This window comes from Vibrio sp. HS-50-1 (assembly GCF_024747315.1).
In the GTDB taxonomy this organism is placed as follows: domain Bacteria; phylum Pseudomonadota; class Gammaproteobacteria; order Enterobacterales; family Vibrionaceae; genus Vibrio; species Vibrio diabolicus.
In genome coordinates this window covers 72,422-99,019 of sequence record NZ_JAMPZF010000002.1, presented here as the reverse complement: position 1 = coordinate 99,019, position 26,598 = coordinate 72,422, and the positions used below count along the sequence as shown (strand labels likewise).

The 26,598-nt window shown below is 43.6% G+C and carries 23 protein-coding genes; 12 read left to right on the top strand and 11 right to left on the bottom strand.

The window, feature by feature from the left end; translation table 11 throughout:
• Positions 1–60: 60 nt before the first annotated feature.
• Positions 61–1,131, bottom strand: coding sequence for an LPS export ABC transporter permease LptG (gene lptG / locus NDJ01_RS02310; RefSeq protein ID WP_258586182.1), 1,071 nt, complete (start codon positions 1,129–1,131; stop codon positions 61–63).
• A gap of 3 nt (positions 1,132–1,134) precedes the next feature.
• A complete protein-coding gene (lptF, locus tag NDJ01_RS02305) occupies positions 1,135–2,235 on the bottom strand; it encodes an LPS export ABC transporter permease LptF (RefSeq protein ID WP_006742363.1) in 1,101 nt (366 codons plus the stop codon).
• Positions 2,236–2,435: 200 nt separating this feature from the next.
• Between lptF and pepA the strand changes: the two genes are divergently transcribed.
• The 5 genes from pepA to NDJ01_RS02280 all read left to right on the top strand — a co-directional run bounded on the left by pepA (position 2,436) and on the right by NDJ01_RS02280 (position 9,092).
• Positions 2,436–3,944: a leucyl aminopeptidase gene (gene pepA, locus NDJ01_RS02300; RefSeq protein ID WP_005397459.1), complete on the top strand. Its 1,509-nt coding sequence runs from the start codon at positions 2,436–2,438 to the stop codon at positions 3,942–3,944.
• 115 nt (positions 3,945–4,059) lie between these two features.
• The gene (locus NDJ01_RS02295) at positions 4,060–4,509 is read left to right on the top strand and encodes a DNA polymerase III subunit chi (protein ID WP_258459760.1); all 450 of its coding nucleotides are present in this window, start codon (positions 4,060–4,062) and stop codon (positions 4,507–4,509) included.
• 96 nt (positions 4,510–4,605) lie between these two features.
• The gene (locus NDJ01_RS02290; protein ID WP_258586181.1) at positions 4,606–7,464 is read left to right on the top strand and encodes a valine--tRNA ligase; all 2,859 of its coding nucleotides are present in this window, start codon (positions 4,606–4,608) and stop codon (positions 7,462–7,464) included.
• 202 nt (positions 7,465–7,666) lie between these two features.
• A complete protein-coding gene (locus tag NDJ01_RS02285; RefSeq protein ID WP_005397464.1) occupies positions 7,667–8,071 on the top strand; it encodes a DUF2061 domain-containing protein in 405 nt (134 codons plus the stop codon).
• Positions 8,072–8,186: 115 nt separating this feature from the next.
• Positions 8,187–9,092 carry a bifunctional helix-turn-helix transcriptional regulator/GNAT family N-acetyltransferase gene (locus tag NDJ01_RS02280; RefSeq protein ID WP_258586180.1) on the top strand — a complete coding sequence of 302 codons (906 nt, stop codon included), beginning with the start codon at positions 8,187–8,189 and terminating at the stop codon, positions 9,090–9,092.
• A 19-nt stretch (positions 9,093–9,111) separates the two neighbouring features.
• Here the strand turns inward: NDJ01_RS02280 and NDJ01_RS02275 are convergent, their stop codons facing one another.
• Entirely contained in the window at positions 9,112–9,912 is an 801-nt protein-coding gene (locus NDJ01_RS02275) for a glycosyl hydrolase 2 galactose-binding domain-containing protein (RefSeq protein ID WP_046873612.1), read from the bottom strand.
• 578 nt (positions 9,913–10,490) lie between these two features.
• Here NDJ01_RS02275 and NDJ01_RS02270 point away from each other — a divergent pair.
• Entirely contained in the window at positions 10,491–12,014 is a 1,524-nt protein-coding gene (locus tag NDJ01_RS02270) for an SIR2 family protein (RefSeq protein WP_258586179.1), read from the top strand.
• A gap of 69 nt (positions 12,015–12,083) precedes the next feature.
• On the opposite strand, the gene NDJ01_RS02265 is transcribed toward NDJ01_RS02270, so the two are convergent.
• The 3 genes from NDJ01_RS02265 to NDJ01_RS02255 all read right to left on the bottom strand — a co-directional run bounded on the left by NDJ01_RS02265 (position 12,084) and on the right by NDJ01_RS02255 (position 14,298).
• Positions 12,084–13,139 (bottom strand): hypothetical protein, encoded by a 1,056-nt coding sequence (locus tag NDJ01_RS02265; protein ID WP_258586178.1) that lies wholly within the window; start codon positions 13,137–13,139, stop codon positions 12,084–12,086.
• A gap of 593 nt (positions 13,140–13,732) precedes the next feature.
• A complete protein-coding gene (locus NDJ01_RS02260) occupies positions 13,733–13,948 on the bottom strand; it encodes a hypothetical protein (protein WP_025607576.1) in 216 nt (71 codons plus the stop codon).
• Positions 13,945–14,298: a hypothetical protein gene (locus NDJ01_RS02255; RefSeq protein WP_258586177.1), complete on the bottom strand. Its 354-nt coding sequence runs from the start codon at positions 14,296–14,298 to the stop codon at positions 13,945–13,947. The genes NDJ01_RS02260 and NDJ01_RS02255 overlap by 4 nt, the downstream gene beginning before the upstream one ends.
• A 577-nt stretch (positions 14,299–14,875) precedes the next feature.
• Here NDJ01_RS02255 and NDJ01_RS02250 point away from each other — a divergent pair.
• Complete coding sequence (locus tag NDJ01_RS02250; protein WP_258586176.1) at positions 14,876–15,052, top strand: hypothetical protein; 177 nt, start codon at positions 14,876–14,878, stop codon at positions 15,050–15,052.
• A gap of 74 nt (positions 15,053–15,126) precedes the next feature.
• On the opposite strand, the gene NDJ01_RS02245 is transcribed toward NDJ01_RS02250, so the two are convergent.
• From NDJ01_RS02245 to rraB, 5 genes are all read right to left on the bottom strand, one after another.
• Positions 15,127–15,801 (bottom strand): hypothetical protein, encoded by a 675-nt coding sequence (locus NDJ01_RS02245; RefSeq protein WP_258586175.1) that lies wholly within the window; start codon positions 15,799–15,801, stop codon positions 15,127–15,129.
• 17 nt (positions 15,802–15,818) lie between these two features.
• Positions 15,819–17,837 (bottom strand): hypothetical protein, encoded by a 2,019-nt coding sequence (locus tag NDJ01_RS02240; protein WP_258586174.1) that lies wholly within the window; start codon positions 17,835–17,837, stop codon positions 15,819–15,821.
• The gene (locus tag NDJ01_RS02235; RefSeq protein WP_258586173.1) at positions 17,834–19,678 is read right to left on the bottom strand and encodes a hypothetical protein; all 1,845 of its coding nucleotides are present in this window, start codon (positions 19,676–19,678) and stop codon (positions 17,834–17,836) included. The genes NDJ01_RS02240 and NDJ01_RS02235 overlap by 4 nt, the downstream gene beginning before the upstream one ends.
• The gene (locus NDJ01_RS02230; protein ID WP_258586172.1) at positions 19,675–21,309 is read right to left on the bottom strand and encodes a site-specific integrase; all 1,635 of its coding nucleotides are present in this window, start codon (positions 21,307–21,309) and stop codon (positions 19,675–19,677) included. Before NDJ01_RS02230 ends, NDJ01_RS02235 begins: the two co-directional genes overlap by 4 nt.
• 141 nt (positions 21,310–21,450) lie before the next feature.
• Entirely contained in the window at positions 21,451–21,873 is a 423-nt protein-coding gene (rraB, locus tag NDJ01_RS02225; protein ID WP_053809368.1) for a ribonuclease E inhibitor RraB, read from the bottom strand.
• A 583-nt stretch (positions 21,874–22,456) separates the two neighbouring features.
• Between rraB and arcA the strand changes: the two genes are divergently transcribed.
• The 5 genes from arcA (at position 22,457) to pyrI (ending at position 26,527) form a co-directional block, all read left to right on the top strand.
• Complete coding sequence (arcA, locus tag NDJ01_RS02220) at positions 22,457–23,677, top strand: arginine deiminase (protein WP_006742359.1); 1,221 nt, start codon at positions 22,457–22,459, stop codon at positions 23,675–23,677.
• Between the two features lie 156 nt (positions 23,678–23,833).
• On the top strand, positions 23,834–24,838 hold the full coding sequence (locus NDJ01_RS02215; protein WP_012841385.1) for an ornithine carbamoyltransferase: 1,005 nt from the start codon (positions 23,834–23,836) through the stop codon (positions 24,836–24,838).
• 99 nt (positions 24,839–24,937) lie between these two features.
• Positions 24,938–25,033, top strand: coding sequence for a hypothetical protein (locus tag NDJ01_RS02210; RefSeq protein ID WP_031780631.1), 96 nt, complete (start codon positions 24,938–24,940; stop codon positions 25,031–25,033).
• An 87-nt stretch (positions 25,034–25,120) separates the two neighbouring features.
• Positions 25,121–26,050 carry an aspartate carbamoyltransferase gene (pyrB, locus tag NDJ01_RS02205; RefSeq protein WP_005397473.1) on the top strand — a complete coding sequence of 310 codons (930 nt, stop codon included), beginning with the start codon at positions 25,121–25,123 and terminating at the stop codon, positions 26,048–26,050.
• A gap of 15 nt (positions 26,051–26,065) precedes the next feature.
• Positions 26,066–26,527 carry an aspartate carbamoyltransferase regulatory subunit gene (gene pyrI / locus NDJ01_RS02200; RefSeq protein WP_145473469.1) on the top strand — a complete coding sequence of 154 codons (462 nt, stop codon included), beginning with the start codon at positions 26,066–26,068 and terminating at the stop codon, positions 26,525–26,527.
• Positions 26,528–26,598: the final 71 nt, after the last annotated feature.

The following is a 26,598-nucleotide window of genomic DNA, read 5'->3' as shown; positions in this document are numbered from 1 at the left end:
CATAATGCCTTCCTTTTACATTTAGTCCGATGAAACATGGTTTATTCGGTGATACTTCAGCTACAACTTTCTTCTCAGCAGCGCAATCGCAATGGCTAAGAACACCAGACTCGGGGCCAATGCACCAAACACAGGGGATATGCCATACACCAAGCTTAATGGGCCAAAGAACTCACTGGATATATAAAAAGTAAACCCAGCAACCACGCCCGACAATACCCTTGCCCCCATGGTCACACTTCTGAGTGGACCGAAAACAAACGATAGCGCCATCAACATCATCACGGCAATTGAAAGCGGCTGTGTCAACTTACGCCAAAACGCCAATTCATAGCGAGACGCATCTTGCTCAGATGCTTTCAGATAGGTCACGTAATCATACAAACCGCTCAGTGACAGTTCTTCAGGCTTTACCGTCACCACAGCTAGCTTATCTGGAGCCAATGACGTATGCCATTCCATCTGTTCGATGTCTTGCTTCGAAATCACGTTTTCATTTTTCATATCCGTGATTTGTACGTCTCGCATCAACCAATTGTTATCTTGTTGATAGTCGACCTCTTCAGCAAAGATAACCTTTTGTAGATTCTTATCATCATCAAAACGCCACATATTTAAAGCATAAAGCTTGTCGTCTTCAACTTTACCAATGAAGATAAAGTCGTTTGCGTCACGAGCCCAAACTCCAGAACGAACTGAGACAATACTACCTCCCGATATCGCAAACGCACGTAAGTCACGCGCCATCTTTTGTGCTTCTGGAGCGCCCCATTGCCCTAACGCCATGACGATAAGCATAAGTGGCACCGCCGTTTTGAGCACGGATAACCCGATATCCAACTTTGAGAAACCAGCAGCTTGCATCACCACCAGCTCAGAGCTTGACGCCAACATCCCCAAACCAATCAGGGCACCGAGTAATGCCGCCATTGGGAAGAACATTTCGATATCACGGGGCACACTGAGCAACACAAAATACAATGCATGAGTGAGGTCATACACGCCTCGCCCTACTTTACGTAACTGTTCTACGTATTTGATGATGCCCGATAAGCCAACAAACGTCGCTAAAACCAAGGCAGTGGTAGAGATGATGGTTCTACCGATGTAAAGGTCTAAGATTTTGAACACAGCTTACGCGAGCCTCTTCTTACGGAATTTGTCTTTTATTCGTCGAGCAGCAACGCTGTCCATCATATTGGCCATGATTGCGACAATCAGTAACATCGCATTAATTGGCCACATGCCGATTGCCGCCGGAATGTCACCATCTTCTAATGCAGATTTTGTTGCACTAATCGCCAGGAAATACGCTAGATAAATAAGAATCGCGGGCCCCATTTTGGCAAATCGTCCCTGACGCGGATTCACCGCCGACAAAGGAATAACCAGCATCGTTAAGAGTGGAATACACACAAATAACGAAATTCGCCATTGCAGCTCCGCTTGCGCTTCTGGGTCTGGGTGTCCAATCAAATCAACCGTTGGGTACGCTTCCCAATCTCGCCCTTTCTTTTTGACCTCACGCTGGCCGATAACGCCTTCGTATTCATCGAATTTTGTGATCATATATTCAACGCGAGTCGGCACACCTTCATAACGCGTGCCTTCTTTCATGGTGATGACCTGACGGCCGTCCGACAGTTCTTTTACTTCACCAGAGGACGAGAACATCACACTCGGCAATACTGAATCTCTCGGGCGCATCTGCGCGACAAAAACGTTGCTCAATGTATTGTCTTTAATGTCATCAATGAACACAACCGATGAACCATCTGGCGTGCCTTGGAATTGCCCTTTCTTTAGCAAGTCAACGCTGTTTTCTGCCGCCACTTGTTCATAAAGTTGCTCTACACGGTCTTGAGACCACGGCGATAACCACAATGCATTAAAAGCCGCCACAGCAGAAGTAATCAGCGCTAAGTACAAGGCCGCTTGTACCAAGAATTTGTTACCAATACCTGTCGCGTTCATCACGACAATTTCGCTCTCTGCATACAGACGACCAAATGTGATCAATATGCCGATATACAGACTTAAAGGCAGCATTAATAGACCCATTGCTGGCATATTCAAACCAACAATCGAGAAAATCAATCCAGCAGGAATATCCCCATCAGAAGCATCAGCAAGAACACTTATGAATTTCTGGCTTACAAACACCAAAAAAAGTACGAAAAAAATCGCAAATTGGCTCTTGAGTGTTTCGCGGATCAAATATCTAACAATAATCACGCTGAAATTACCTATACAAAACTTGTTTTTTTGGTCGAATCACTATAGTTTCCCGTTGAACCATTTATTTTTTTAAAAATTATAAACTAGATGTTAGTCGCTTAATCAGCTCTGCATGTAAGCCTGGAGCTAAAATTCAACAAGTAAGCGATCATTATCTAACATTTAGAGCAATTTGTCTTCAGGATGTAGGAGTACGCATGGAGTTCAGTGTAAAAAGTGGCAGTCCAGAGAAACAACGTAGCGCATGTATCGTTGTTGGTGTGTTTGAACCACGTCGCCTTTCTCCAGTAGCCGAACAACTTGATAAAATCAGTGACGGTTACATCAGTTCACTACTTCGCCGTGGTGATCTAGAGGGTAAACCTGGTCAGATGCTGCTACTGCATCAAGTACCAGGTGTTTTGTCAGAGCGCGTTTTACTTGTCGGTTGCGGCAAAGAGCGTGAACTTGGCGAGCGCCAGTACAAGGAAATCATTCAAAAGACGATCAGCACACTTAACGAGACAGGCTCAATGGAAGCGGTATGTTTCCTAACTGAACTGCATGTTAAGGGTCGCGATACATACTGGAAAGTACGCCAGGCTGTAGAAGCGACTAAAGATGGTCTATACACATTTAATCAATTCAAGAGCGTTAAACCTGAAACTCGCCGCCCACTGCGCAAGCTTGTTTTCAACGTACCAACGCGTCGTGAATTAAACTTGGGTGAAAAAGCAATCACTCATGGTCTAGCTATCGCATCAGGTGTCAAAGCTTCAAAAGACCTTGGCAACATGCCGCCAAACGTAGCTAATCCAGCTTACCTTGCTTCTCAAGCTCGTCGTCTAGCGGACGATTACGAAACCGTAACCACCAAAATCATTGGTGAGCAAGAGATGGAAAAACTGGGTATGACCTCTTACCTAGCAGTAGGCCGTGGTTCTAAAAACGAATCTATGATGTCTATCATCGAGTACAAAGGTAACCCTGACTCAGATGCAAAACCGATTGTGCTAGTAGGTAAAGGTCTAACCTTCGATTCAGGCGGTATCTCTCTAAAACCGGGCGAAGGTATGGATGAGATGAAGTACGACATGTGTGGTGCGGCATCGGTATTCGGTACAATGAAAGCGCTAGCGAAGCTAAACCTACCAATTAACGTTATTGGTGTTCTAGCTGGCTGTGAAAACATGCCTGGCAGCAACGCGTACCGTCCAGGTGACATCCTAACGACAATGTCTGGTCAAACTGTAGAAGTTCTGAACACGGATGCGGAAGGTCGTCTTGTTCTTTGTGACGCACTGACTTATGTAGAGCGTTTCGAACCAGACTGTGTTGTTGACGTTGCAACGCTAACCGGCGCTTGTGTTATCGCACTAGGTCACCACATCAGTGGCGTTATCTCTAACCATAACCCACTGTCTCACGAACTAGTGAATGCTTCTGAGCAAGCAAGTGACCGTGCATGGCGTCTACCAATGGCAGATGAGTACCACGAGCAATTGAAGAGCCCGTTTGCGGATATGGCAAACATTGGTGGCCGTCCTGCTGGTACTATCACTGCGGGTTGCTTCTTGTCTAAGTTTGCTAAAAAGTACAACTGGGCTCACGTCGATATCGCAGGTACCGCGTGGAAATCAGGCGCAGCGAAAGGCTCAACGGGCCGTCCTGTCTCAATGCTTGTCCAATTCCTTTTGAACCGCAGCGGCCAAGAGACAGAAGAGTAATTTCTGAACAACATCTAAAAGGGCCGCAAGGCCCTTTTTTATTATCCTAATTTTCTAAAATGAAAATGGGATTTAAGATGGTCTTAGGAAGAGACCCAAGGCAAGTGAGAGAATGATGCAAACTGCAACCTTCTACATCATTAACGAAGAGAGCCCGCAAGCAACGGTGGCTGGCTTTGAAGAGTACATTGTGTTTTTGGCGCAGCACTTTGCCTGCCAAGGCGCTAAAGTGTATTTAAACTGCCAAGACAAACCACACTCCGAGCAGCTCGCTGAAGCCTTTTGGCAAGTTGATGCAGACAAGTTCATGGCACATAACCTCGTAGGCGAGGGACCGAAATACGCCACCAATATTGAGATCGGCCATAACGGTGTAAAGCCGTCTTGGAATCGTCAATTGGTAATTAATTTGGCGGAAAATGAGACAACCTTTGCGAACAAGTTTGCTCAAGTGGTAGACTTCGTGCCCTGCGAAGAAAAAGCTAAACAACTCGCAAGAGAAAGATATAAAATTTACCGTCAAGCAGGTTACCAGCTGCAAACGATCGAAATTCAATATCCTTAACGGTCAATCCTTATAGTTAAGGCGATCTTGTTAAGATCCCTCACTTATAAAGATTGACTAAGATTCAACCATCAACGTATCCATTAAAAGAGCGCTATGGAAAAGACATACAACCCAACTTCAATCGAACAAGCTCTGTATCAGACTTGGGAAGAGAAAGGCTACTTTAAGCCACACGGTGACACTACTAAAGAATCATACAGCATCATGATCCCGCCACCGAACGTCACTGGTAGCCTACACATGGGCCACGCGTTCCAAGATACGATCATGGATACGCTTATCCGTTGTGAACGTATGAAGGGTAAAAACACCCTTTGGCAAGTAGGTACTGACCACGCTGGTATCGCAACTCAGATGGTTGTTGAGCGTAAGATCGCAGCAGAAGAAGGCAAAACAAAACACGATTACGGTCGTGAAGCTTTCATCGACAAAATCTGGGAATGGAAAGGCGAATCTGGTGGCACTATCACTAAACAGCTTCGTCGTCTTGGCGCATCAGTAGACTGGGACCGTGAGCGCTTTACGATGGACGATGGTCTATCTAACGCCGTTCAAGAAGTCTTCGTACGTCTATACGAAGACGATCTAATCTACCGCGGTAAGCGTCTAGTTAACTGGGATCCAAAGCTACACACAGCGATTTCAGATCTAGAAGTAGAGAACAAAGACACTAAAGGCCACATGTGGCACTTCCGCTACCCACTAGCAGATGGCGCTAGAACAGCGGATGGCAAAGACTACATCGTTGTTGCAACGACTCGTCCAGAGACCGTGCTAGGCGATACGGGTGTTGCAGTTAACCCAGAAGATCCACGTTACAAAGATCTTATCGGTAAAGAAATCATCCTTCCTATCGTTGATCGTCGCATCCCAATCGTGGGCGATGAGCACGCCGATATGGAAAAAGGTACTGGCTGTGTGAAAATCACACCTGCGCACGACTTCAACGACTACGAAGTTGGTAAGCGCCACCAGCTACCAATGATCAACATTCTGACTTTCGACGCGAACATCCGCGACGCAGCAGAAGTATTCAACACTAACGGCGAAGCAAGCGACGCTTACAGCACTGAGCTACCAGCTAAATACCACGGTATGGAGCGTTTTGCCGCGCGTAAAGCTATCGTTGCTGAATTCGACGAGCTAGGTCTACTTGAAGAAGTGAAAGATCACGATCTACAAGTTCCTTACGGCGACCGTGGTGGCGTGGTTATCGAACCAATGCTAACTGACCAATGGTACGTACGTACTGCGCCTCTAGCGAAAACAGCGGTTGAAGCAGTAGAAAACGGCGACATCCAATTCGTTCCTAAGCAATACGAAAACATGTACTTCTCTTGGATGCGTGACGTTCAAGACTGGTGTATCTCTCGTCAGCTATGGTGGGGTCACCGCATCCCAGCTTGGTACGACAACCAAGGTAATGTTTACGTAGGTCGCACTGAAGAAGAAGTTCGCAAGAACAACAACCTAGAGTCAGTCATTGAGCTGCACCAAGACGAAGACGTACTGGATACATGGTTCTCTTCTGCGCTATGGACGTTCGGTACTCAAGGTTGGCCAGAGCAAACTGACGATCTGAAAGTATTCCACCCTTCAGACGTTCTAGTAACTGGTTTCGACATCATCTTCTTCTGGGTTGCCCGCATGATCATGATGACCATGCACTTCGTGAAAGACGAAAATGGCAAACCACAAGTACCATTTAAGACAGTTTACGTTACCGGCCTAATTCGTGACGAAAACGGCGACAAGATGTCGAAGTCGAAAGGTAACGTACTTGACCCAATCGACATGATCGATGGTATCGACCTAGAGTCTCTAGTAGAGAAGCGTTGTGGCAACATGATGCAGCCTCAGCTAGCGAAGAAGATTGAGAAGAACACGCGTAAGACGTTTGAAAACGGTATCGAAGCATACGGTACAGACGCACTGCGTTTCACTCTTGCAGCAATGGCATCAACAGGTCGCGATATCAACTGGGATATGAAGCGTCTTGAAGGTTACCGTAACTTCTGTAACAAACTATGGAACGCAAGCCGTTACGTAATGATGAACACAGAAGAGCAAGATTGTGGTTTTGGTGAAGGTGAGATCGAGTACTCTCTAGCAGACAAGTGGATCGAGTCTCAGTTTGAACTCGCAGCGAAAGCGTTCAACAACCATATCGACAACTTCCGTCTAGATATGGCTGCAAACACACTTTACGAATTCATCTGGAACCAATTCTGTGACTGGTACCTAGAGCTAACTAAACCCGTTCTATGGAAAGGTACTGAAGCGCAACAGCGTGGTACTCGCCGTACACTAATCACGGTACTTGAGAAGACGCTACGTCTGGCTCACCCAGTGATTCCTTACATCACAGAAACTATCTGGCAAAGCATCAAGCCACTCGTTGAAGGTGTTGAGGGCGAGACAATCATGCTACAAACTCTGCCTCAGTTTGACGAAGCGAACTTCCACCAAGAAGCGCTAGACGACATCGAGTGGGTGAAAGCGTTCATCACTAGCATCCGCAACCTACGTGCTGAGTACGACATCAACCCAGGCAAGCCTCTAGACGTTATGCTGAAAGCAGCGAATGAGAAAGACGCCTCTCGTCTAGAAGCAAGCAAACAAGTATTGATGTCTCTAGCGAAGCTAGAAGCAGTACGCGTGCTTGAAGCTGGCGAAGAAACCCCAGCGTGTGCAACGGCACTGGTTGGCAAGTCTGAGCTGATGATCCCAATGGCGGGTTTGATCGACAAAGATGCAGAGCTTGCTCGTCTAGATGGCGAAATCAAGAAGACGCACGGCGAAATCAAGCGTATCGAAGGCAAACTGGGCAACGAAGGCTTCGTGGCGAAAGCACCTGAAGCGGTTGTTGCTAAAGAGCGTGAGAAGCTTGAAGGCTACAAAGAGACACTAGCTAAGCTAGAAGAGCAGAAGACAACGATCGCTGCACTTTAAGCCTCAGTGAAAGAGAAGAACTAACACTTCTCACTTTGAATCCAAAGGTTGGCCATCATGGTCAACCTTTTTTGTATATCTTTCACCAAAAACCATCATCAATAGCTTTCCCCTATCGCAACAATACTCATCATCCATTAGCATTAATGAGAATTATTATCGATAATGAACTCATCGAAACAAACACGATTGAGTAATTATCATGAAAAAGACACTAACTTTCGCAGCACTGCATTTTACTATCGCATTTAGTGTCGCTTACGTACTCACAGGCGACATTTTAATTGGTAGTTTAATTGCCATGATTGAGCCTTCAGTGAACACCGTAGCCTTCTACTTTCATGAAAAGGCATGGGCAAAAGTCCCAGCACTTAAAGCTCGTCAGTGGATGACCAAATTAAAAACCGCAAGCTTTGCGACCGTGCACTTCAGCGTCGCTTTTACCGTGGTTTACTTACTAACAGGTGATGCATTTGTCGGCGGCGTAATGGCGATGCTAGAGCCGAGTTTGAATACGGTGGCTTACTACTTCCACGAGAAAGTATGGATGCGTAAATCATCAGCAAAAACTCCAGCACCGCAGTTTTGTTTACATCACCACGCTTAAACATGGAGGCTCACTACGTCTCCTAACGAGCCAAATGACATTTATCATTGACAAAGTTGCGCACCGCAATTAATTTAATTGCGGTGCGCAACTTTATTTTTAGAGGTAAGTGATAATGAACGCTCGTCAACTCCGACACTACTCCCGTCAAGCCGTCCGATTGCTTGGTATGCTCGATAAACAATGCGGCGATGTCGCTCTTACCCCGGTACAAGCGCACGCATTAGGTGAAATCCAATTGCAACCATTGACCATCAACCAACTGGCGCAGCAGCTTAGTGTCGACAAGTCCAATGCAAGCCGCACCATTACTGGTTTGATTAAATTAGGTTTGGTTGAGAGCATCGAAAACCCGAAAGATAAACGAAGCCAACTCGTAGTGCTCACAATTCAAGGACAGCAGGCGTTAGCGCAACTAGACCAACAGCAAAACAGCTTTTTTGAGCAGTTGCTTACACAACTTGATAACTGTGAGCAAGAACAACTCAAACTTGGTCTAGAGACTTACCTAAAAGGGCTAACAAAAGTGTGTCAGGCAGAGGAATACACCCTTCGACCTCTTACCAAAGCAGACAATCCGCAAGTGGCAGACGTAATTCGTAAAGTCTCCGCAGAATACGGCTTAACCGCAGACAGAGGTTATGGTGTGGCCGATCCAACGCTTGATGATATGTATTCGGTGTATAATCAAAACGGGGCCGCCTATTGGGTCATTGAACATCGCGGAGAGATCGTTGGTGGCGGTGGCTTTGCCCCTTTAGCTGGTGAGCCAAATGTGTGTGAGCTGCAAAAGATGTACTTCTTACCTCAAACACGAGGACACGGTTTAGCCAAACGCATCGTCGCATTGAGCTTACAACTGGCGAAACAGCTTGGGTATCAGCAGTGCTATTTAGAGACAACAGAATGTCTAAGAGAGGCGGTAGGCTTGTATGAAAAGCTAGGCTTTGAGCATCTCGATGCCCCGCTTGGGCAAACAGGGCATGATGCATGTGAAGTCGTAATGCTTAAGGTACTGTAATAAAAAATATTATCAGACGTTAAAGCACAACATGGGTAACGCAAAGCTCCTGGCTCAATGCAACAGTGAAGTTTTGGCGTTGTCCATCCAATTCAACAGACAACTGATAGAGATCATTTGGATCAGGGTCATTAAGATCAGCATACTTTGGCGCTTCAATCTGGAATAAAGCGCTCGCATGCTCCGCTCGGACATCAATAGGAATATGGTAAGTCATGCCATTAAACTTTACCGCTGCTGACACTAGCCCTGGTGCAAATGTCTGGTAATACAAATCGACCTTAAATTCACACCCGCCACCATGGTGCCAAATCTGCTCGGTTGCCACGCGATCTAAACGCACGTTGCGAATAAACTGCAAGTACGGTTCTTGCCACACGCCCAGTCGCTCATCACTTTTCTTATATTGATGTTCAGAAAGCGGGCACAGCTCTGGCTTATCCTCATCGAATAAAAGATCTTCTTCTTCCTCTAGGAACAATATCTCAAAGCGATTACGCCCCATTTGCATGTATGGGCGAATGTCTTTCTTATACACACTTTGCGAGCCATCACAATCAAACACAGCCACGCCGTTCAAACGTACCTCCGCATGGTAATCAACACCACCCATTACCATTTCCACTGCAGGAAATGCCATCATCGCCTCATCCACTTCAATATCGTGCATCAAGTGCCATTCTTGTTGACGAATCGCTTCTTCCGTCAATTCATCAGGCAGGACCAGACTTAAAGGGGCGGGAAAAGTGATGTCATCCTGTGGAATCGAGAGGTCCGTCAGTGGAGAGACTTGCCATAAACCGGCGAGTGAGAGTTGCATATACACCTTGCGCTAGATCAATTTTCACGCATTATAGGGAGAAATCCCCTATAAACTCAATGTGAATTATTTATCACCTCCACATTCATCTGTTGTTGGATGCCATTTTCAAGGTATAAAAAAACCAGCGTTAAACGCTGGTTTTTCTAAAAGAGGTGAGCTTTGATTACTCGTCGTCTTCATCTTCTTCAGGGTAAAGCGCATCTTCGCCATTAAACACCCTTACACTTTTATTTCTTAAATTAGTATGAGAAGCCTGTTTATAAAAGGCACCTAACACCATTTACACAATTTTTCCCGATTCGAGGCTATCACTTACAAAAAGTGAGAATCTTACAATTATAATTCTCACCTTTTGTTATTAACAGATCTGGTGAAAAGCTATAATAGAAATGTCTTTTCTGCTCTCCACGTACACTCGTTTTAGTCTTTATACTCACACCTTTCTGGGGATTAACAGAAAGCATTCGTAGGTTGTGTATTAGCTAGTTGTGATAGCTAACACAATTGAACAGCTTGCCCTAATATAGACGGTCTGGTTTAACTGGTTGAAAATGCTAAGATGTCAATAACATTAGTTGACTGGATTACAAATGAACATACAAGAATTCATTGGCCAATACCGCAACCACCCAGTTCTATTCGTTGGGGCTGGTGTAAGCTTGCGTTACCTTAATAATGCATTTACGTGGGATGGCTTATTAAAACACATTGCGTTCGAACTCAAGGGTAACAATGAGTTCTATCTTGATATCAAAGCGGAAAGTCGAGAAAACGGAAAGTACGATTACACAAAAGTTGCGACTAAGCTGGAACAAGAGTTCAACACGGTCTTGGGGCAGGATCGTAATGGTAAATTTGAAGACATTAACGATGTTTTCTATCGTGAGATGGAAACTGAAAACTATCTGAGCCGTTTCAAAATCTATATAGCTAAGTTGGTTAAACAACTTGACTACAAAGAAGATATGCTTGATGAGTTGAGTGAACTCAAAAAAATCCGTAAGAACATCGGCTCAGTGATCACGACCAACTACGACAATTTAATTGAAGATGTGTTTGGCTTTGAAGAGCTTGTTGGTAATGACATCCTGCTGAGTAATCCTTATGGTTCGGTCTATAAAATTCATGGTTGTTGCGTTGACCCGTCTAAAATCATTATTACAGAAGAAGACTATAAGCAGTTTGATGAAAAGTATGAGCTTATTCGAGCACAATTACTCTCTATTTTCATCCATAACCCAATTATTTTCCTTGGTTATGGTATTGGTGATGAAAACATCAAGAGCCTATTAAAGACCATTTTTACTTATGTAGAGCCGAATTCTGAAGATGCGGAACGAATTCGCAACAACTTTCTATTGGTTGAATATGAACAGGGGTCAATGTCACACGAAATATCTGCACATGACATTGATTTAGAAGGATTTTCAACCATTAGAATCAATAAGTTGAAAACGGATGATTTCAAGGAAATCTATAAATCACTTTCCAACCTTAGCTTACCTGTATCTGCAATGGATATCAGAAAGGTTCAGAGTATTGTTAAGGACATCTATTCAGGTGCAAGTGATGACGGGACAAGCATCAAAGTTAACATCACAGAAGATATCGATGCCCTAAGTAATAGTGACAAAATTTTAGTAATCGGTTCAGCGAAATCCATCTCCTATGAGCATAAGAACTCATCTAGTTTCAACTCTGAGTACTTTGATATTGTCGAAGAGTCTAATCACAACCTGATTAAACTCATTGATAATATTAACATATCTGTACAGCAGTGGTTTCCAGTCTATGCTTTTGACACTATTTACCCAGATTTAAGAAAGGCGGCAACTTTAAAAGAGCAACAGGTTCGCAAAATTAACGATTACCTTGCTTCTCAACCAGCAACCGTTGAAACAGAGCACACTACGTTACAAGAAATTTTTGATGATGAAGCTGTAACAAGACCAAATGAGTTAAATGCGATTATGTGGTCAACTTGGAATGACAAAATTTCACTTGATGAAGTTGAGAGCTTTTTGAAGAAAATGCCAGACAAAAAGGGAACGGGTTATCGCAGATTACTCTGTGCTTATGATTACAAGCGATACGCTTAATAGCCAAATACGAGCCACCTTAGGTGGCTTTTGTTTTAGGTTGTAACTTAGGACTTCCCTTCTCCCAACCTACTCATAATTCAAATCACCAAACAAACCTATCATTAGATCATCTTCAAGCACCTCGAAAGGAAGCTCCACGAACTCTTTTGGGTGTCTTGGCTTGGCCTTTCCATCATGAGGAGCATTCTTGGTATGACCCTGAACGAACTCTCCATTTTCCTTTACATATGGAAGAACAACTATACGTCCGTGATTCGTTGATAAAATAGTCCCTTCCTTCCAAAGAGTATTTCCAGATGAATCCACTTTTGAATAGCTAGCTTCTTTTACAATCCATCCAACACTATCTTTGTCTTCAAACCAGAAGACAAACCCAGAAGCAACAACGACCTTCTTTCCTCTGAGTTCTGCTTCTGAGAGCATTCGCTTTACGCTTGCTAGCTGAAGTAGTTGATTTGCTCTCGGTAGTAATATTTCTCTTATCTTAGCTTTAGTTTTCCCCCAGTGCTCAGCACCGTTCAAACCATATGCAGCCGCTATTTTTTCCCGATAAAAATACTTTGCTGTTAATTGCGTATGCTTTGCTCTCGTTGACCAATCATGATTTCCCTCCCTGAGCAAACTGACCCCAAAACGCCTTAGTCTTACGAAATTGACATATGGTGTTTGCTGTAAGACTTCCATCAATGGTTCTAAGAGCGATTCACACTTTTCAGGCAAGACTATGTCACTTTCTAGAGGGCGTGGTGAGTTGGCATGCCTACGTATCCCCTCCGATAGCATAAGTTGCTCTTCACCGAAAAGTCGGCTTTGTCCGGTGACGGCTTTGTCAACTTTTAATGATAGAGACGCCTTCTTGCTAGGTACGACATCGAGTTTATCAAGCGTACCTTTCAACTCATTATTTCTTTTTTCAGCAACTATTTTGGCATCATCATAGGACTCATAAACATCAGCTTTAGCATGACCTACAGAGTTCTCTAAGTAACTTTTATACCACCCCAACGAGCCATCTTCTCGTAGTTTTAAATCGTTCATTTGCCATAAGCCAGTTTCATACCAAGGCTTAGGCCACACAGCTAACGTTGGGAAAAAGTATCCGGGCATTTGTTCTAATCGCATACTAACCTCACCTTCACAAGATAACTTCCAGTTTATCTGAAACTAATATACATAATGTTGATCACCATCCTTGTATAGATGCATATACCCAAAGCGATTTAGATAAGCGGAAAGGGATAAATGAAATGTTTATGATCTTTCAATTTCCTGCACAAATAAGCAAATCTTCAATCCAATCGATAATCGTCCAGACTGATTACACTGCCTTTAGATTCTCCCACCTTCTCTTCAAAATCATCTGGCAATGGAAGGCTCCTCGGTCTGTTGTTATACAGGCAAACCTTAACTCCTGCTCCTGTCCACATACCAACGGTATAGCACTTCCTAAAATTGGATATTTCGCAAAACTTGGAGAACTCTCCATCAGGTGAAAATGCCTCAACATAAAGGGTTTTTACAAACTGCGCCCCTAAAGGATAAACGTTGTCTAGGTGTATAAACCCATGAAATGGAAATGACCGTATTTCGCCATTGCGCATTAGTACATGAAGGTGCTTGTGCAGCTTACTACTCGACGACAAATCTTCTCGTAATATCAGTGGAGACATACCAGAGCGAGTTCGGATACAAAACATATTCAGGCATACTCTACATTAACCCTTTTGGGTTTCGGCGATAATGCTTAGCAGTTTAGCAGCAAGGTCAGCCGAATTATCTCGACTGTAGACCGTGATGCTATCGCAATATTGAACAACCACATTTCCGCTCTCACCCATCACTACAGACGCTACTGCTTTTTCCTTAAGGATTTCCTGCATAAATTGTACAGAACCTTCCTCTGGCACATCAGGTTGCTGGTTGTCACTCATCTTTGTTCCTCTTGTTTGATAGCACGAATTCTCCGCAATAGCTGTGGGGTAGCGCCTTTATCCGATGGACTTTTTAGATGCAAGTGCTGTTGATGCTTGAATTCCCAGTAAAACAGGTCACCACAACTGCGCCAATCTTTCACTCCAGCTAACTCTGCGTGTTTGCGTATACGTGCAATGTGGCTGTCACTACCCATTCTTAATGCACCAGTCCAATCAATATCCGGTGCTAGAGCTGAGCGACTAAAAATATCTCTATCGATAATAAAACTTCTGATACCTCTAGGCTCGACAGGATAGATCAACATGCCAGCCGATACGGCAGCCTGCTCCAACAATTTAGCTGACATTACATCATGTGGAATGCACCTCATAACATCTAGAGGTGTTCGGTATTGTCCAGACTGGTATGTGGCGAAAACAGATTCATTGCTGCTTATATAGCGCTTTGAGTATAGAAGTGAGAAAACATTCACATACAAAACCCTCATCAAAAACCTCACTTCTGCGACAGAATTATCAAACCAATATCATAGCAGTGATGTAAAATATACTGTATATTTAAACAGTATATCATGGAGGGTAGGAAATGGAATTCTGGATTATGGATGCGGACAATTTGGGGCCTATACGCATAAATAGGGCACCAGAAGGCGTTACGGTAATTGCAGTATCAGTACATTCGAACAAATTGCCCATTATAGGAGGGCGTCGAGTTGGCAAGATCGTTCCCATCGGGCGACAGGCTTCTGATTTCAGGCTTGTCGCTGACACCGCTGTAATGTTGGCATCCAACAATATCTCTAGAGACAGCATTTTACGTGTGTACACAGGCGACAAGGGGCTAGCCAATGGCATTAGGATGTTGGCTCTACAGCACCAAATAACATTTAAATGGCATAAACGATACAATATGTAGGAGGGCATATGGATCAGCAATTTATAATTAACGCAAAGGCGAGAGCACTAGGGATCAGCGTTAGGGAGTTATTGCAGTTGGTGGCGGATAGAATTGTTGCCGACGATAGTAGTGTGGAACACGACGTAAACACGATTGTGATGGAGCTAACGGAAAATGACATTAAACAAAGCGCAAATTCTTAAAGTTAGTTGTTAGCCCTAGGCAACTCGTAAGGGTTCCTTACCAGTTGCCAGCTACGCGCCTAACCTAAGCGTAATTACTTTTTGTGGTGCTCAAATTCTACAACTTCAGCCGAAAGCTGCTCCTGAAGCTCGTAAACACGAAACATCAAAGATTTATTGAGAGTTTCGAGTTCAGTATTGATCGCAATCGCCTCATCTCGTTCTCGCCGATACTCGACCTTAAGTTCTCTCTCTCGGTTTAATTCGGCTCTGAGCTTATCAAGTTCACTCATATCCTTTGAGCCTGAAGTCATTTGCTCAGATTGTTCAGAGTAACCCAAGGAACCGTTGTATTTTTCGATTGCTGGGTTAGCAACATTTTCAACGAAATCCTTAAACTTATGGATATAGCTTTGCTCTAAATCCGCTTCATTGTTGATTTGATTCAGGGTTAGACGGCCTTTTTTTGCTTTGGTTCGAACAGGGTTACCAGCCAGAAGCCGCTCTAGTGCCTTTTTAAGCTCATCCAAGGCATGGTTGTATTCTTCGATTGCTGGTTTAGCGTCCTTTTCAACGAAATCCTTAAACTTATGGATATAGCTTCGCCCTAAACCCGCTTCATTGTTGATTTTATTAAGTGTTAACTGCCCCTTTGCTTTGGTTCGTAGAGGCTTACCATTCTGAAGGCGGCACAATGCCTTTTGCAGTTTTTCCAAAGCAGTAAGGGATTTATCTTCTTGCTTCAGTTTTTTTAGTTCTTCTGTATTCATAATATCGGCTCAACCTTTTAACTAGCGCTATTCAAAATAATGTCATCGTTAAATGGCTGGTACGGGATTTCGTGTGCTTTCAGCGTCAGCTCCTCAACCTGAATTTTCTGTTTTAAACCAGTTAGAATCGAGCTTTTCAATACGTCACCAGTGTTCAAGTGCGTAAACTTAGCAATCAGTCGATCTCGTTGTTTAGCAATCACTTTAGCACCTTTATCCGAAACCACCTTATGCTCACACTCTTTGATTTCTGCGCGAAATGACAAAGTCCCACACACTCGGTCACAAGAACCATTCGTGCAATAGGCACCACTAGGGAGTTGCATTATATGGAAGTTGCCGCGACGAAGGTTTTCCTCAATTTCCTCACGAGTCATGAAGATACTTTCTCCAGCCTCTAGCTTCTTCATTCGGTCTTGCATAATTACTTCACCTTTAGCGCCACTCAAGTGCTCACTTTGGTTAAAGATTTCATCATAAATATCAACACCTAAATCGATACCTGCCTCTTTCAAGTCTTCAAGGATGTCTTCATCCATCAGAAGGTCATTCATCTGCGCAAGTTCAGCATTGTTAGCATAGTAGCCCGACATGTTGATATTTTCGTGCTTGAACTGAAATTTAATTCCAGAGGCAGTACCAAACCCGTACCGAACAAAAAACACCGCAAACGTTCGTCTAAAGTCGTGAGAAGACAACCCTGCGTATGTACCACCAATTTTTAGCTCTCCCTCTCTTGTTGGGTTGAGCATATTAAACTCTTCAACATCTTCAGCAGTTGCCTTGTAGTCTAAATTTTTAATAAATCTTTTCAGTGCCTTACATGGGTCGAATATGTAGTTATTACTTGTCTGCCTTGTCGCTTGCGTCACTAAAAACGCTGACTCCAACTGCCTTCTCATATGTTTAATATTTTTTTTGGTTTCACCTTGTCTTTCTTTTTCATCAACACCTTTCTGATAAAACGCTCGGTTAGCTGCCATCATGTCGTAGGCTAGCTCTAGTGCAACTTTAGCGACGGGATGTGATTGCCACGTAACTGTCTTAGGCTTAGCATTATTACCTTTGGTTGTTTCCCCTGTAAGGACAGTGACCTTCCTACTGTTAACTGTGACTTCATCAGCACTATTGGCATTAAGGCTTGCCGCCTCACCAATTCGAACACCCGAGAACCCCTGAGTAACAATTAGACAACTGGCTAGAATATCAGAAAGCGCTGTACCATCTAACCTCACATCAAAGTCAGGAATATCATAGGCTATGCTATTTATAGCGCGTTTAATTCTCCGGCTAATAGCCGCAGGTGACATTGATAGTTCATCACGCCCATTACCACGACCGTCAGTAGCAAGTCTTTCTCCTGATTTTACTCGCTCATAAATATCATACGCCTGACTCATCACATGAGAGATGTCATGCCGATAGGGGTGATATTTTTCAACCACTTCTAGGGCACGAGACAAGATACGCTGATACAATCGATGTGGAATAGCGACATGCTGTTTTGATTCATTACCGGATGCACACTTCCGCAGCGCCTTTGAATCAATGTAGACGTTTAACTCCCCACATTCCGTCAGTTTGTTCAATGATTGAAGAATAATTGAAATACTGCCAAAGCGGAGTTTCTTTTGTTTCAGATGACGAAGGAAGGACTTACACTCACGGCTACTTTCTAGGTTGTGCCATTCTGTCCCCCCCAAACAGTCTGAGACATGCTGCAATCCAGTTTTTAGGCTATCCATATAACCGACTGATAAACACGATGAGTTTTTATCCTTGTAATGGTGGGATATCTTATAGAGCGCGTCCTGTATTCCGTTAACATATTCAGGCTTGGTTGCACGAAAACTAACGGTTAAACCATCTCGAACTCCACCCGTATTCGAGGGGGAGAAATCCCATACCTCAACGTGGTATGGCTTATCTGTAGCATCGAGTTTATCTAACCCTTCGATTAAGAAAGCCGTTTCAGACTTCTGAAAAGGCGCTAGTGAAGTCACGTTATTGTGGGTGTTGTGTTTGTGATTATTCATGAAAATGCCTCCAGCAAATCCATTAGGCTGTATCCATCACTGTAAAGCGGGTGAGGAGATTCGCTGTGTTTTTCCTGAGCCTGAGCATAATTATCAGGGGAAACCGCTTTAAATCGCGTTAAAATCGATTCTATGGTGTTGCACAGCTTGTGAAACTTATACGTTGGTAGGGTATTAATTGCTGGATAATCTTTCATTTGCTCTAGCGTGTCATTGAAGGACATCATCAACCAAATGTCTTCTGTTTCAGACACCAATCGATGAAACTCACATTCAAAACACCCAAGAAAGTCAGTACACCTTTTCTCTTCTGGCTGTTTAATGCCCATTTTTTCTAAATTTTTCCTAACGGTATTTGCTGCGCCTCTCGTCGCATCTTTACAGCGAACACCAAGCGGCGTTTGTGCGTCATTTTCGCGCTCTTCTTTGCGTAGGCGCTGATAATCATAATGACTCAATACATCGGCGTAGCTGTACTTTGCCTGACTTGCTGCCTCATTAGGAGCCGTTCCATTTTTCACAACGTCATACAGGGCTTCATTTGACGCAGCAAGACCCCGTTTATGGTCACTTTCGTTGCCATGAGCATAACTAGCTTTAATCGTTTTAACGTCGTTATTCGCCGACATCGAGACCAAGTAAATATCTTCAGTCACCCTCATTAATGTGTCGATTTTTGTTTGGCGCAATATCGAGGAAGTGATATGGGCAAGCCCTAATTTTTTGGTAAGCGTATTAATTCTCGTTTGAGGCCTAGTTTGCCCAGCTTCAACACAACCGTTTATTTCACCCGACTCCATAAAGTAAGGAAAAACCCAATCCGTGCCTGACTGCTTCTGAAGCGCTTTAGAAATTTCCAACCATTGATGAAAGAACTCTTGAGTCTTTTTATGAAAACCCATTGAGGTGTCAAAACCTAGGTGTTTGGCGCGAGCTTTAGTCATATCAAAGTACACCTTTCCATAGGATTCCTCTGTAAACCTCACATCGCTAAAGCGAAGATTTAAGAGAGGAGTCGTGTTCTGTCCTGTGAAACAGAATGCCAATATGGAAGCCAATCGAGAAAAATGATTACGTGTTGTATTATCGTTGCGTACCGCATATTTAAAAGCCCTCTTTTGGTACCCTTTCTCTCTGGCACTCCACCCCTTCTCTTCTGCCAACTCATTAAACCTCGCTTCATCCCAAAAAGGATGGATCTCAGGCCGAGTTCCCTCAATAAAGTGCTTCCTAAATTGACCAAAAGCCGCAATGAAACATCGAACTAACGGCTTGAACTCACCAGAAACATCAATCCCTTTGTGGGATTTAGTCTCTTTTTTTTGCCCTTTGATGGACTTTAGTCTCTTCGCTTCTAGACTGCGGTTCTGGGATGTAAGAAAGAAACTCAACATCTTCTTTGCGCTAGCCCACATTGCTAACTTTTGCTCACCTCGGTTACATTTCTCTTGGTGATAGTCCATGTAGGCTTGATAGAGGTCTGGGTGAAAATAGTCGCCTTCAATCGGCTCTCGTTGAGTGGTATCGAGCCAACGAATATAAATCTTCAATTGTTCAAAATTCGTTTTCTTAGTGCTATTAAAGTCTGTTTTTAGCAGCAGGTAGACATCCCGAACAAAGCGCTCTCTACTCACTACAGGGATGTAGTCCACCCCATTTATTTTTTCAGCTCTTCTGGAGTAGTTAGGTACACCTTTATAAACAAGTTGATCAATATAGGATGTACCCCTACCACACTTCAGTTTTAATTCTGACAAATTAAGCGGCTCAACCGTAGCGGCGGGTTGCCCATAAAAATCGTCATCAAGTTGAACGGATTTAGAGCGATTTTTGCGACTCATTGAGATGCCTCATGTTTGTAAGTTTGTTCGACGTCAGGGAGGTTATCTAACTCTTCTTCCTCATCGAACACACCAAGATAATCCAGTACATCCTCCCAAATTTCATCACCTGTTGGCTGATCTTGGGCTATTTGCAAGTAAAGTAAGGTGGTAGATAGGTCTTCATGTCCAAGGAGTGCTGACACTCGTGCTAGCGCATCGTCAGAGTTCATTTTTTTCAACAACGTCCGAAAAATAGAGACAGCAAAGGTAGCGCGAAGGTTATGAACCACTGCGTCAATATCATTGACCAGATTAACCCCTGCGGTCTTTCTCACTTCATTCCATCGGGTGTTGATTTCTTCTAACTTCTTAAAGAGCGGCACTCCTGAGTTGCTAATAAATAGATACTGTTTGCCCTCATCAACACCATCAACACCATCAAAATACGCATCATTGCCAGCCTCTCTCTCGATCACACACCTCTCTCTAAACTTCTCTAGGCGCTTTTTGTATCTTGCTGAATGACTGTATTCGTAAAGTTCAAGCATCAATGAGCTAGGGATAATCGTACGGCGAGATTTATTGTTATATCCGCCATTAGGATCTTTAGTCAGAGAGCCATATTGATTACCGACACCCAGCCTCAACATAGCATCTTTCGTATTAGGTCTAGGTCGAATAACTTGCCCTAAGTGCAAACTCGTGCCCTCTTCCTTACGAAGACCTGTGTACCGAAGAAGACGAAATAACAAACAATATTCCTCAGGTAGACTTACGAGCTTCTCCTCACCCTTAACGTTCTTGAGGACTCGCCTAGTTTGAACAAGAATGTTCTTAATTTCCCTCCACTCACTATTCGTAAGCGGCTTTAACTCGCGATTAGAATTAGGTAGTTTTCCACCGTCATTCTTTTTCGACCTAGGAAAAGTCAATTTAAGATCGGTAGTTTGAATCTCCTTGCGTTTGCGAGCTTTCATGTCCGTACCGCTGGTCTCCAAGTCAATCAGGAGGGTTTCAAATTCAAATGGTGGGTTGTTAAATCTCATGCCCTGCCTGAGGTGATACTTGTAAAAATCAACCATTGAGCGCACGTATGACATTGCAGTAGTTTTAGCCAATCCTGTGCCATCGAGCGTGGCCTTTTTGACAGCATTTCTATACATAGTGGTGACACGTAGGTTTTTTCTGGGAGAAAAGCTATCCCAAGCAGGGCGAGGAGGGTCAATTATAGGATCGTAATCTTCGTTATCGTATCTATCGTCCCATTTCGCCTGAGCGTCCAATATAAACCTGAAATAATGGGTGAGAGCCTTAGAGGCTTGCTGAGCATCTTCCTTTTCATCGACAACATGTTTAGCAAGGATGAACTCATTTACGTAATTCATTGGTTCGTAGGAAACCAAATCCCCTTTAACGAAAATCGGATTACCGTGTTCATCCTTAATTGGTTTATCGTTCTCATCTAGCAGATTTACCTTCTCGTAACCAACTAGACTCAGGAAGATAACCTTCTTAATGTGAGTATGATTGTCTTTGTTTGGAGAGTATTTGTATTGAGGCTCACCATTTTCATCAATGAACACTGATGGTTTTCGATAAGTGAAGTGCTTTATTGTTTTTGTTTTTATGTCGTAAATGATTTCAGCCATTTATTAGTTGCCATTTTTATTCCTAGACTGATATTTACCTTATCACACATTCTCACCACTAAAAGGTGTGTGGTTGCATTAATCAGCAAAAAGACAAAAAAAAGCCTCACCATGTGGTAAGGCTCTCATTTATTCTCACTTTTATTCATCATCAAAATCGTCGGGTTCCACATATTCTTCAGAATCGTAGGGGTGTTCGTAGTACGTACCCCAACCGTCGTAGATGATGTCGTATTTTTCTGCCAAGTGAATCAGTTTTTCAACTTGCGCATCAATGGCTTCTGCGTCTAATGCTGATTCCATGGTTGCGTCACAGCAAAGCAACTTGTTGCCATCTTCATCTTCAGTTTCTTCCGCTTCAAGCACTTCAAAGCCCATCTTGAATGCTTCAACTACCGCTTTTTCTAGCGTGTCAAAATCTTCTGCAAACAGGTGGTGCTCGATTTCGTATAGCGAATCTGGATCGCTGCCATCTTCTAGCAATGCTGCAATGATATCGCGAGTCTCTTCCTTTTGAATCTCAATTAATTCTTCTACTGATAGATATTCATCTTCGTGAGACATGTTTTGGCTCCAGATTAGTTACTTGATAGAAACACTATACCCGATACTGAGTATGCTGATCCGGTGAAATATGGCATGGATTGCGATGAAAAGCCACAAACAAACATCATACCACCGCGATTCTTATCGGTTATTTGAATATAAATATTAAACCGACCACGCAAAGAAACAAAAAATTAACAAAAAATGGCATTTTTTAATATTCAGAACATCCTAACTGACACTTAATGCGGTTATTTTCTCTTTCTGTGCGTGTTTATGGCGCTTTCTTGAATACACTCACGTGTAAAACGAAGAAGCATAACGAATAAATTCACTTTAATAATGCATAATTGAGAATAAAAATGCACGTTTTATGCACTATGCATGTATTCTTTCTCAACGGGGAAATTAGAATAAAAACGCACGCTCTCCACATTTCACAAAATAGAATTTAAACCTAAACCAAGACTTCATAAGAAAAACACCCAAAACTAAAATCTAAAAAACAATAAAAACTCAGAATATAGACAAAGTGTAGTGATTTGCATCTTTCTAGGAAGCTTGTCATAACTAACGGCTGGAAAATTTGTAAGGATACAAAATGAGCAAGCTGTACGTTGGATCAGAAGTTGGTCAACTTCGACGAGTTCTATTAAATCGCCCAGAGCGCGCCCTAACCCACTTAACTCCATCAAACTGTCATGAGTTACTGTTTGATGATGTTCTTGCTGTAGAAGCGGCCGGTGAAGAGCACGATGCGTTCGCACGCACGCTACGCGATCAAGATGTAGAAGTGCTTCTCCTCCACGATTTACTGGTCGAAACCCTCGCCGTTCCAGAAGCAAAACAGTGGCTGCTAGATACTCAGATTTCTGACTTTCGTTACGGGCCAACCTTTGCGCGAGACCTACGCCAATATTTTTCAGAAATGGATGATGAACACCTTGCCAGCATCTTTTTAGGTGGCTTAGCTTACTCAGAGCTGCCGATCACCTCATCTTCTATGCTGCCAAAAATGAAGCGTCCGCTGGATTTTGTTATTGAGCCACTACCTAACCACCTATTTACGCGTGATACCTCATGCTGGGTTTATGGTGGTGTATCGCTCAACCCAATGATGATGCCTGCACGCCAACGTGAAACAAACCACTTACGTGCGATTTATCGTTGGCACCCAATTTTTGCTGGCCAAGACTTTATCAAATACTTCGGTGATGATGATCTGCATTATGATAATGCGAATGTCGAAGGCGGTGATGTGTTGGTTATTGGTAAAGGTGCAGTTCTGATCGGTATGTCTGAGCGTACGACCGCGCAAGGCGTAGAGAACCTTGCAGCGAGCCTGTTTAAGGCAGGACAAGCGACCGAAGTGATTGCTATTGATCTACCTAAACACCGTTCATGCATGCATTTAGACACCGTTATGACCCATATGGATGTAGATACTTTCTCTGTTTACCCAGAGATCATGCGCAAAGATCTCGACACATGGCGCTTAACACCAAAAGGCAATGGTGAAATGCATGTTGAAGCATCTCATAACTACCTACATGCGATTGAATCTGCTCTTGGCTTAGATCAGCTGAAAATCATCACCACGGGTGGTGACAGTTATGAAGCTGAGCGCGAACAATGGAATGACGCCAATAACGTTCTTACCGTAAAACCGGGCGTTGTGATTGGTTACGAACGCAATGTATACACCAACGAAAAATACGACAAAGCTGGTATCAAAGTACTGACAGTCCCAGGTAACGAGCTTGGCCGTGGCCGTGGTGGCGCCCGCTGCATGAGTTGTCCGATAGAACGAGACGATATATAACCAATTCGTCCTTTTACATTAAATGAATAAAAACTAAGGTTGATGTGAATGCATCAACCTTTTTTAGTTTCACGTAAAAATAATTATTCACAAATAAAGCATTTATATGTTTTAATGCATTCTATTAATTCAATCACACGTACTAAGGGACGAGCTATGGCTTTCAATTTACGTAACCGCAACTTTTTGAAGCTATTGGATTTCTCAACCAAAGAAATCCAGTTCTTGCTCGAACTGTCTGCAGAGCTAAAAAAAGCAAAATATGCAGGAACAGAGCAGAAGACACTTCAAGGTAAAAACATTGCACTCATCTTTGAGAAATCTTCGACTCGTACCCGATGTGCGTTTGAAGTCGCAGCTTTTGATCAAGGCGCTCAAGTCTCTTACATCGGCCCTTCTGGTTCTCAGATTGGCCATAAAGAATCAATGAAAGACACCGCACGCGTCTTAGGTCGCATGTATGACGGCATCGAATATCGCGGTTTTGGCCAATCCATTGTTGAAGAGCTTGGCACTTATGCTGGTGTTCCAGTGTGGAATGGTTTGACTGATGAGTTCCACCCAACCCAAATCCTTGCTGACTTCCTGACCATGCAAGAGCACGGACGCGGTAAGCAGCTGCATGAAATGACCTTCGCTTACCTAGGCGATGCACGCAACAATATGGGCAACTCGCTCATGGTGGGTGCCGCTAAAATGGGCATGGATATTCGCCTTGTCGCGCCAAAAGCGTTCTGGCCTGAAGAAGATCTGGTGGCAACTTGCCAAACTATCGCGCAGCAAACTGGTGCAAAAATCACATTAACTGAAAGCGTGGAGGAAGGCGTGAAGGGTTGTGACTTCCTTTACACCGATGTTTGGGTATCTATGGGTGAATCCGCTGAGGCATGGGATGAACGTGTGGCTTTAATGACACCATATCAAATCAATATGGACGTGATTAAACAAACGGGTAATCCACATGTGAAATTTATGCACTGTCTTCCGGCTTTCCACAATGATGAAACTACCGTTGGCAAAGAAGTCGCTGAAAAATACGGCATGAAAGGCCTTGAAGTAACAGAAGAGGTATTTGAGTCAGAATACTCCATCGTATTCGACGAAGCTGAAAACCGTATGCACACTATCAAAGCCGTGATGGTAGCAACATTAGGAAGCTAAACTAGCAAGCAAAAACAGCCGCTAAAAACCATGATGTAATCGCTTGCGCTCACGAAAGTTAAGCGTATAATGCTCGGCAATTTGTCTGAGGATTAAGAAATGACCAAGCTAATTGCCGACATGAAAACGCGATTTGCTCTAGCTAAGCGACTACGCTTACGTGGTGTTATTTTCGTTAATTCTATTGAATTTTAAAACCTCCCCATTTGGGGAGGTTTTTTTATGTCCAAAATTCCTTTCGGCAATTTGGATGTAGTCATCAATGTTATAGGGAAGAAGATCATGGCGAACTCGCTTTACCAGAAGCACATCATCTCTATTCCAGAGCTTTCACGTGAAGAGCTGGAACTTATCGTAGAAACAGCAGGCAGCCTTAAAAAAGCACCTCGACCAGAACTGATTAAAAACAAAGTCGTTGCCAGTTGTTTCTTTGAACCATCAACACGTACACGTTTATCGTTTGAAACAGCGATTCAACGCATTGGTGGTGACGTGATTGGCTTTGATAATGATGGTAATACCTCTCTGGCGAAAAAAGGCGAAACACTCGCAGATTCAGTACAGGTCATCTCTTCTTACGTCGATGCCTTTGTGATGCGCCATCCACAAGAAGGCGCCGCTCGCTTGGCCTCTGAATTCTCAAATGGCGTGCCAGTGATCAACGCTGGTGACGGTGCAAACCAACACCCAACTCAAACGCTACTCGACCTATACACCATCGCGGAAACACAAGGTCGTCTAGACAACTTGAACGTAGCGTTCGTCGGTGACCTAAAATATGGCCGCACGGTGCACTCACTGACTCAAGCATTAGCAAAGTTTAATAACATCCGCTTCTTCTTTGTTGCACCAGAAGCATTGGCAATGCCAGATTACATCTGCGAAGAGCTAGACGAAGCTGGCATTCAATATAGCCTACACACGGACATGGAGAGCGTGATTCCTGAACTGGATATTCTGTACATGACACGAGTACAGAAAGAACGTTTTGACGAATCGGAGTACGCGCACATTAAATCGGCGTATATTTTGACAGCTGCATTACTTGAAGGGGCGCGCGAAAATCTAAAAGTACTCCACCCACTACCACGTGTGGATGAAATCACAACCGATGTTGATAAAACGCCTCACGCTTACTTCTTCCAGCAAGCTCAAAATGGCGTATACGCTCGCCAAGCACTGTTGGCGCTTGTTCTAAACGAAACACTGTAATCGAGGAGAAAACCCATGACTAAAGAAACTCAATTGCAGGTAGAAGCAATCAAAAATGGCACAGTCATCGACCACATCCCTGCGCAAATCGGCATCAAAGTATTAAGACTGTTCGATATGCACAATTCATCACAGCGCGTTACGATTGGTCTGAACTTGCCATCATCGGCACTCGGTCATAAAGATCTACTGAAAATAGAAAATGTGTTTATTAATGAAGAGCAAGCGAGCAAGTTGGCGCTGTATGCTCCGCACGCGACCGTGAACCAAATCGAAAACTATGAAGTGGTGAAAAAGCTCGCGTTAGAGCTTCCAGAGCGCATCAATGATGTCTTCGAATGCCCAAATTCAAACTGTATTTCTCACAATGAACCAGTAGAAAGCAGCTTTAGCGTATTCGAAAAGAAACAAGAAATCCGCCTAAAGTGTAAGTACTGCGAGAAAGTGTTCTCACGTGAGATCGTAACCGAACGATAAACACACCGTACGACTAGGCGTGATACGTTTAAAATACCCCGCAATGCCGGGGTATTTTACTCTTTACCTAC

Bases quoted from the DNA above. Each gene is read 5' to 3' on its own strand.
- pepA (WP_005397459.1), top strand. From the start codon at position 2,436: ATGGAGTTCAGTGTAAAAAGTGGCAGTCCAGAGAAACAACGTAGCGCA.
- NDJ01_RS02295 (WP_258459760.1), top strand. From the start codon at position 4,060: ATGCAAACTGCAACCTTCTACATCATTAACGAAGAGAGCCCGCAAGCA.
- NDJ01_RS02290 (WP_258586181.1), top strand. From the start codon at position 4,606: ATGGAAAAGACATACAACCCAACTTCAATCGAACAAGCTCTGTATCAG.
- NDJ01_RS02285 (WP_005397464.1), top strand. From the start codon at position 7,667: ATGAAAAAGACACTAACTTTCGCAGCACTGCATTTTACTATCGCATTT.
- NDJ01_RS02280 (WP_258586180.1), top strand. From the start codon at position 8,187: ATGAACGCTCGTCAACTCCGACACTACTCCCGTCAAGCCGTCCGATTG.
- NDJ01_RS02275 (WP_046873612.1), bottom strand. From the start codon at position 9,912: ATGCAACTCTCACTCGCCGGTTTATGGCAAGTCTCTCCACTGACGGAC.
- NDJ01_RS02265 (WP_258586178.1), bottom strand. From the start codon at position 13,139: ATGCGATTAGAACAAATGCCCGGATACTTTTTCCCAACGTTAGCTGTG.
- NDJ01_RS02260 (WP_025607576.1), bottom strand. From the start codon at position 13,948: ATGAGTGACAACCAGCAACCTGATGTGCCAGAGGAAGGTTCTGTACAA.
- NDJ01_RS02255 (WP_258586177.1), bottom strand. From the start codon at position 14,298: ATGTCAGCTAAATTGTTGGAGCAGGCTGCCGTATCGGCTGGCATGTTG.
- NDJ01_RS02250 (WP_258586176.1), top strand. From the start codon at position 14,876: ATGGATCAGCAATTTATAATTAACGCAAAGGCGAGAGCACTAGGGATC.
- NDJ01_RS02245 (WP_258586175.1), bottom strand. From the start codon at position 15,801: ATGAATACAGAAGAACTAAAAAAACTGAAGCAAGAAGATAAATCCCTT.
- NDJ01_RS02240 (WP_258586174.1), bottom strand. From the start codon at position 17,837: ATGAATAATCACAAACACAACACCCACAATAACGTGACTTCACTAGCG.
- NDJ01_RS02235 (WP_258586173.1), bottom strand. From the start codon at position 19,678: ATGAGTCGCAAAAATCGCTCTAAATCCGTTCAACTTGATGACGATTTT.
- NDJ01_RS02230 (WP_258586172.1), bottom strand. From the start codon at position 21,309: ATGGCTGAAATCATTTACGACATAAAAACAAAAACAATAAAGCACTTC.
- rraB (WP_053809368.1), bottom strand. From the start codon at position 21,873: ATGTCTCACGAAGATGAATATCTATCAGTAGAAGAATTAATTGAGATT.
- arcA (WP_006742359.1), top strand. From the start codon at position 22,457: ATGAGCAAGCTGTACGTTGGATCAGAAGTTGGTCAACTTCGACGAGTT.
- NDJ01_RS02215 (WP_012841385.1), top strand. From the start codon at position 23,834: ATGGCTTTCAATTTACGTAACCGCAACTTTTTGAAGCTATTGGATTTC.
- NDJ01_RS02210 (WP_031780631.1), top strand. From the start codon at position 24,938: ATGACCAAGCTAATTGCCGACATGAAAACGCGATTTGCTCTAGCTAAG.
- pyrB (WP_005397473.1), top strand. From the start codon at position 25,121: ATGGCGAACTCGCTTTACCAGAAGCACATCATCTCTATTCCAGAGCTT.
- pyrI (WP_145473469.1), top strand. From the start codon at position 26,066: ATGACTAAAGAAACTCAATTGCAGGTAGAAGCAATCAAAAATGGCACA.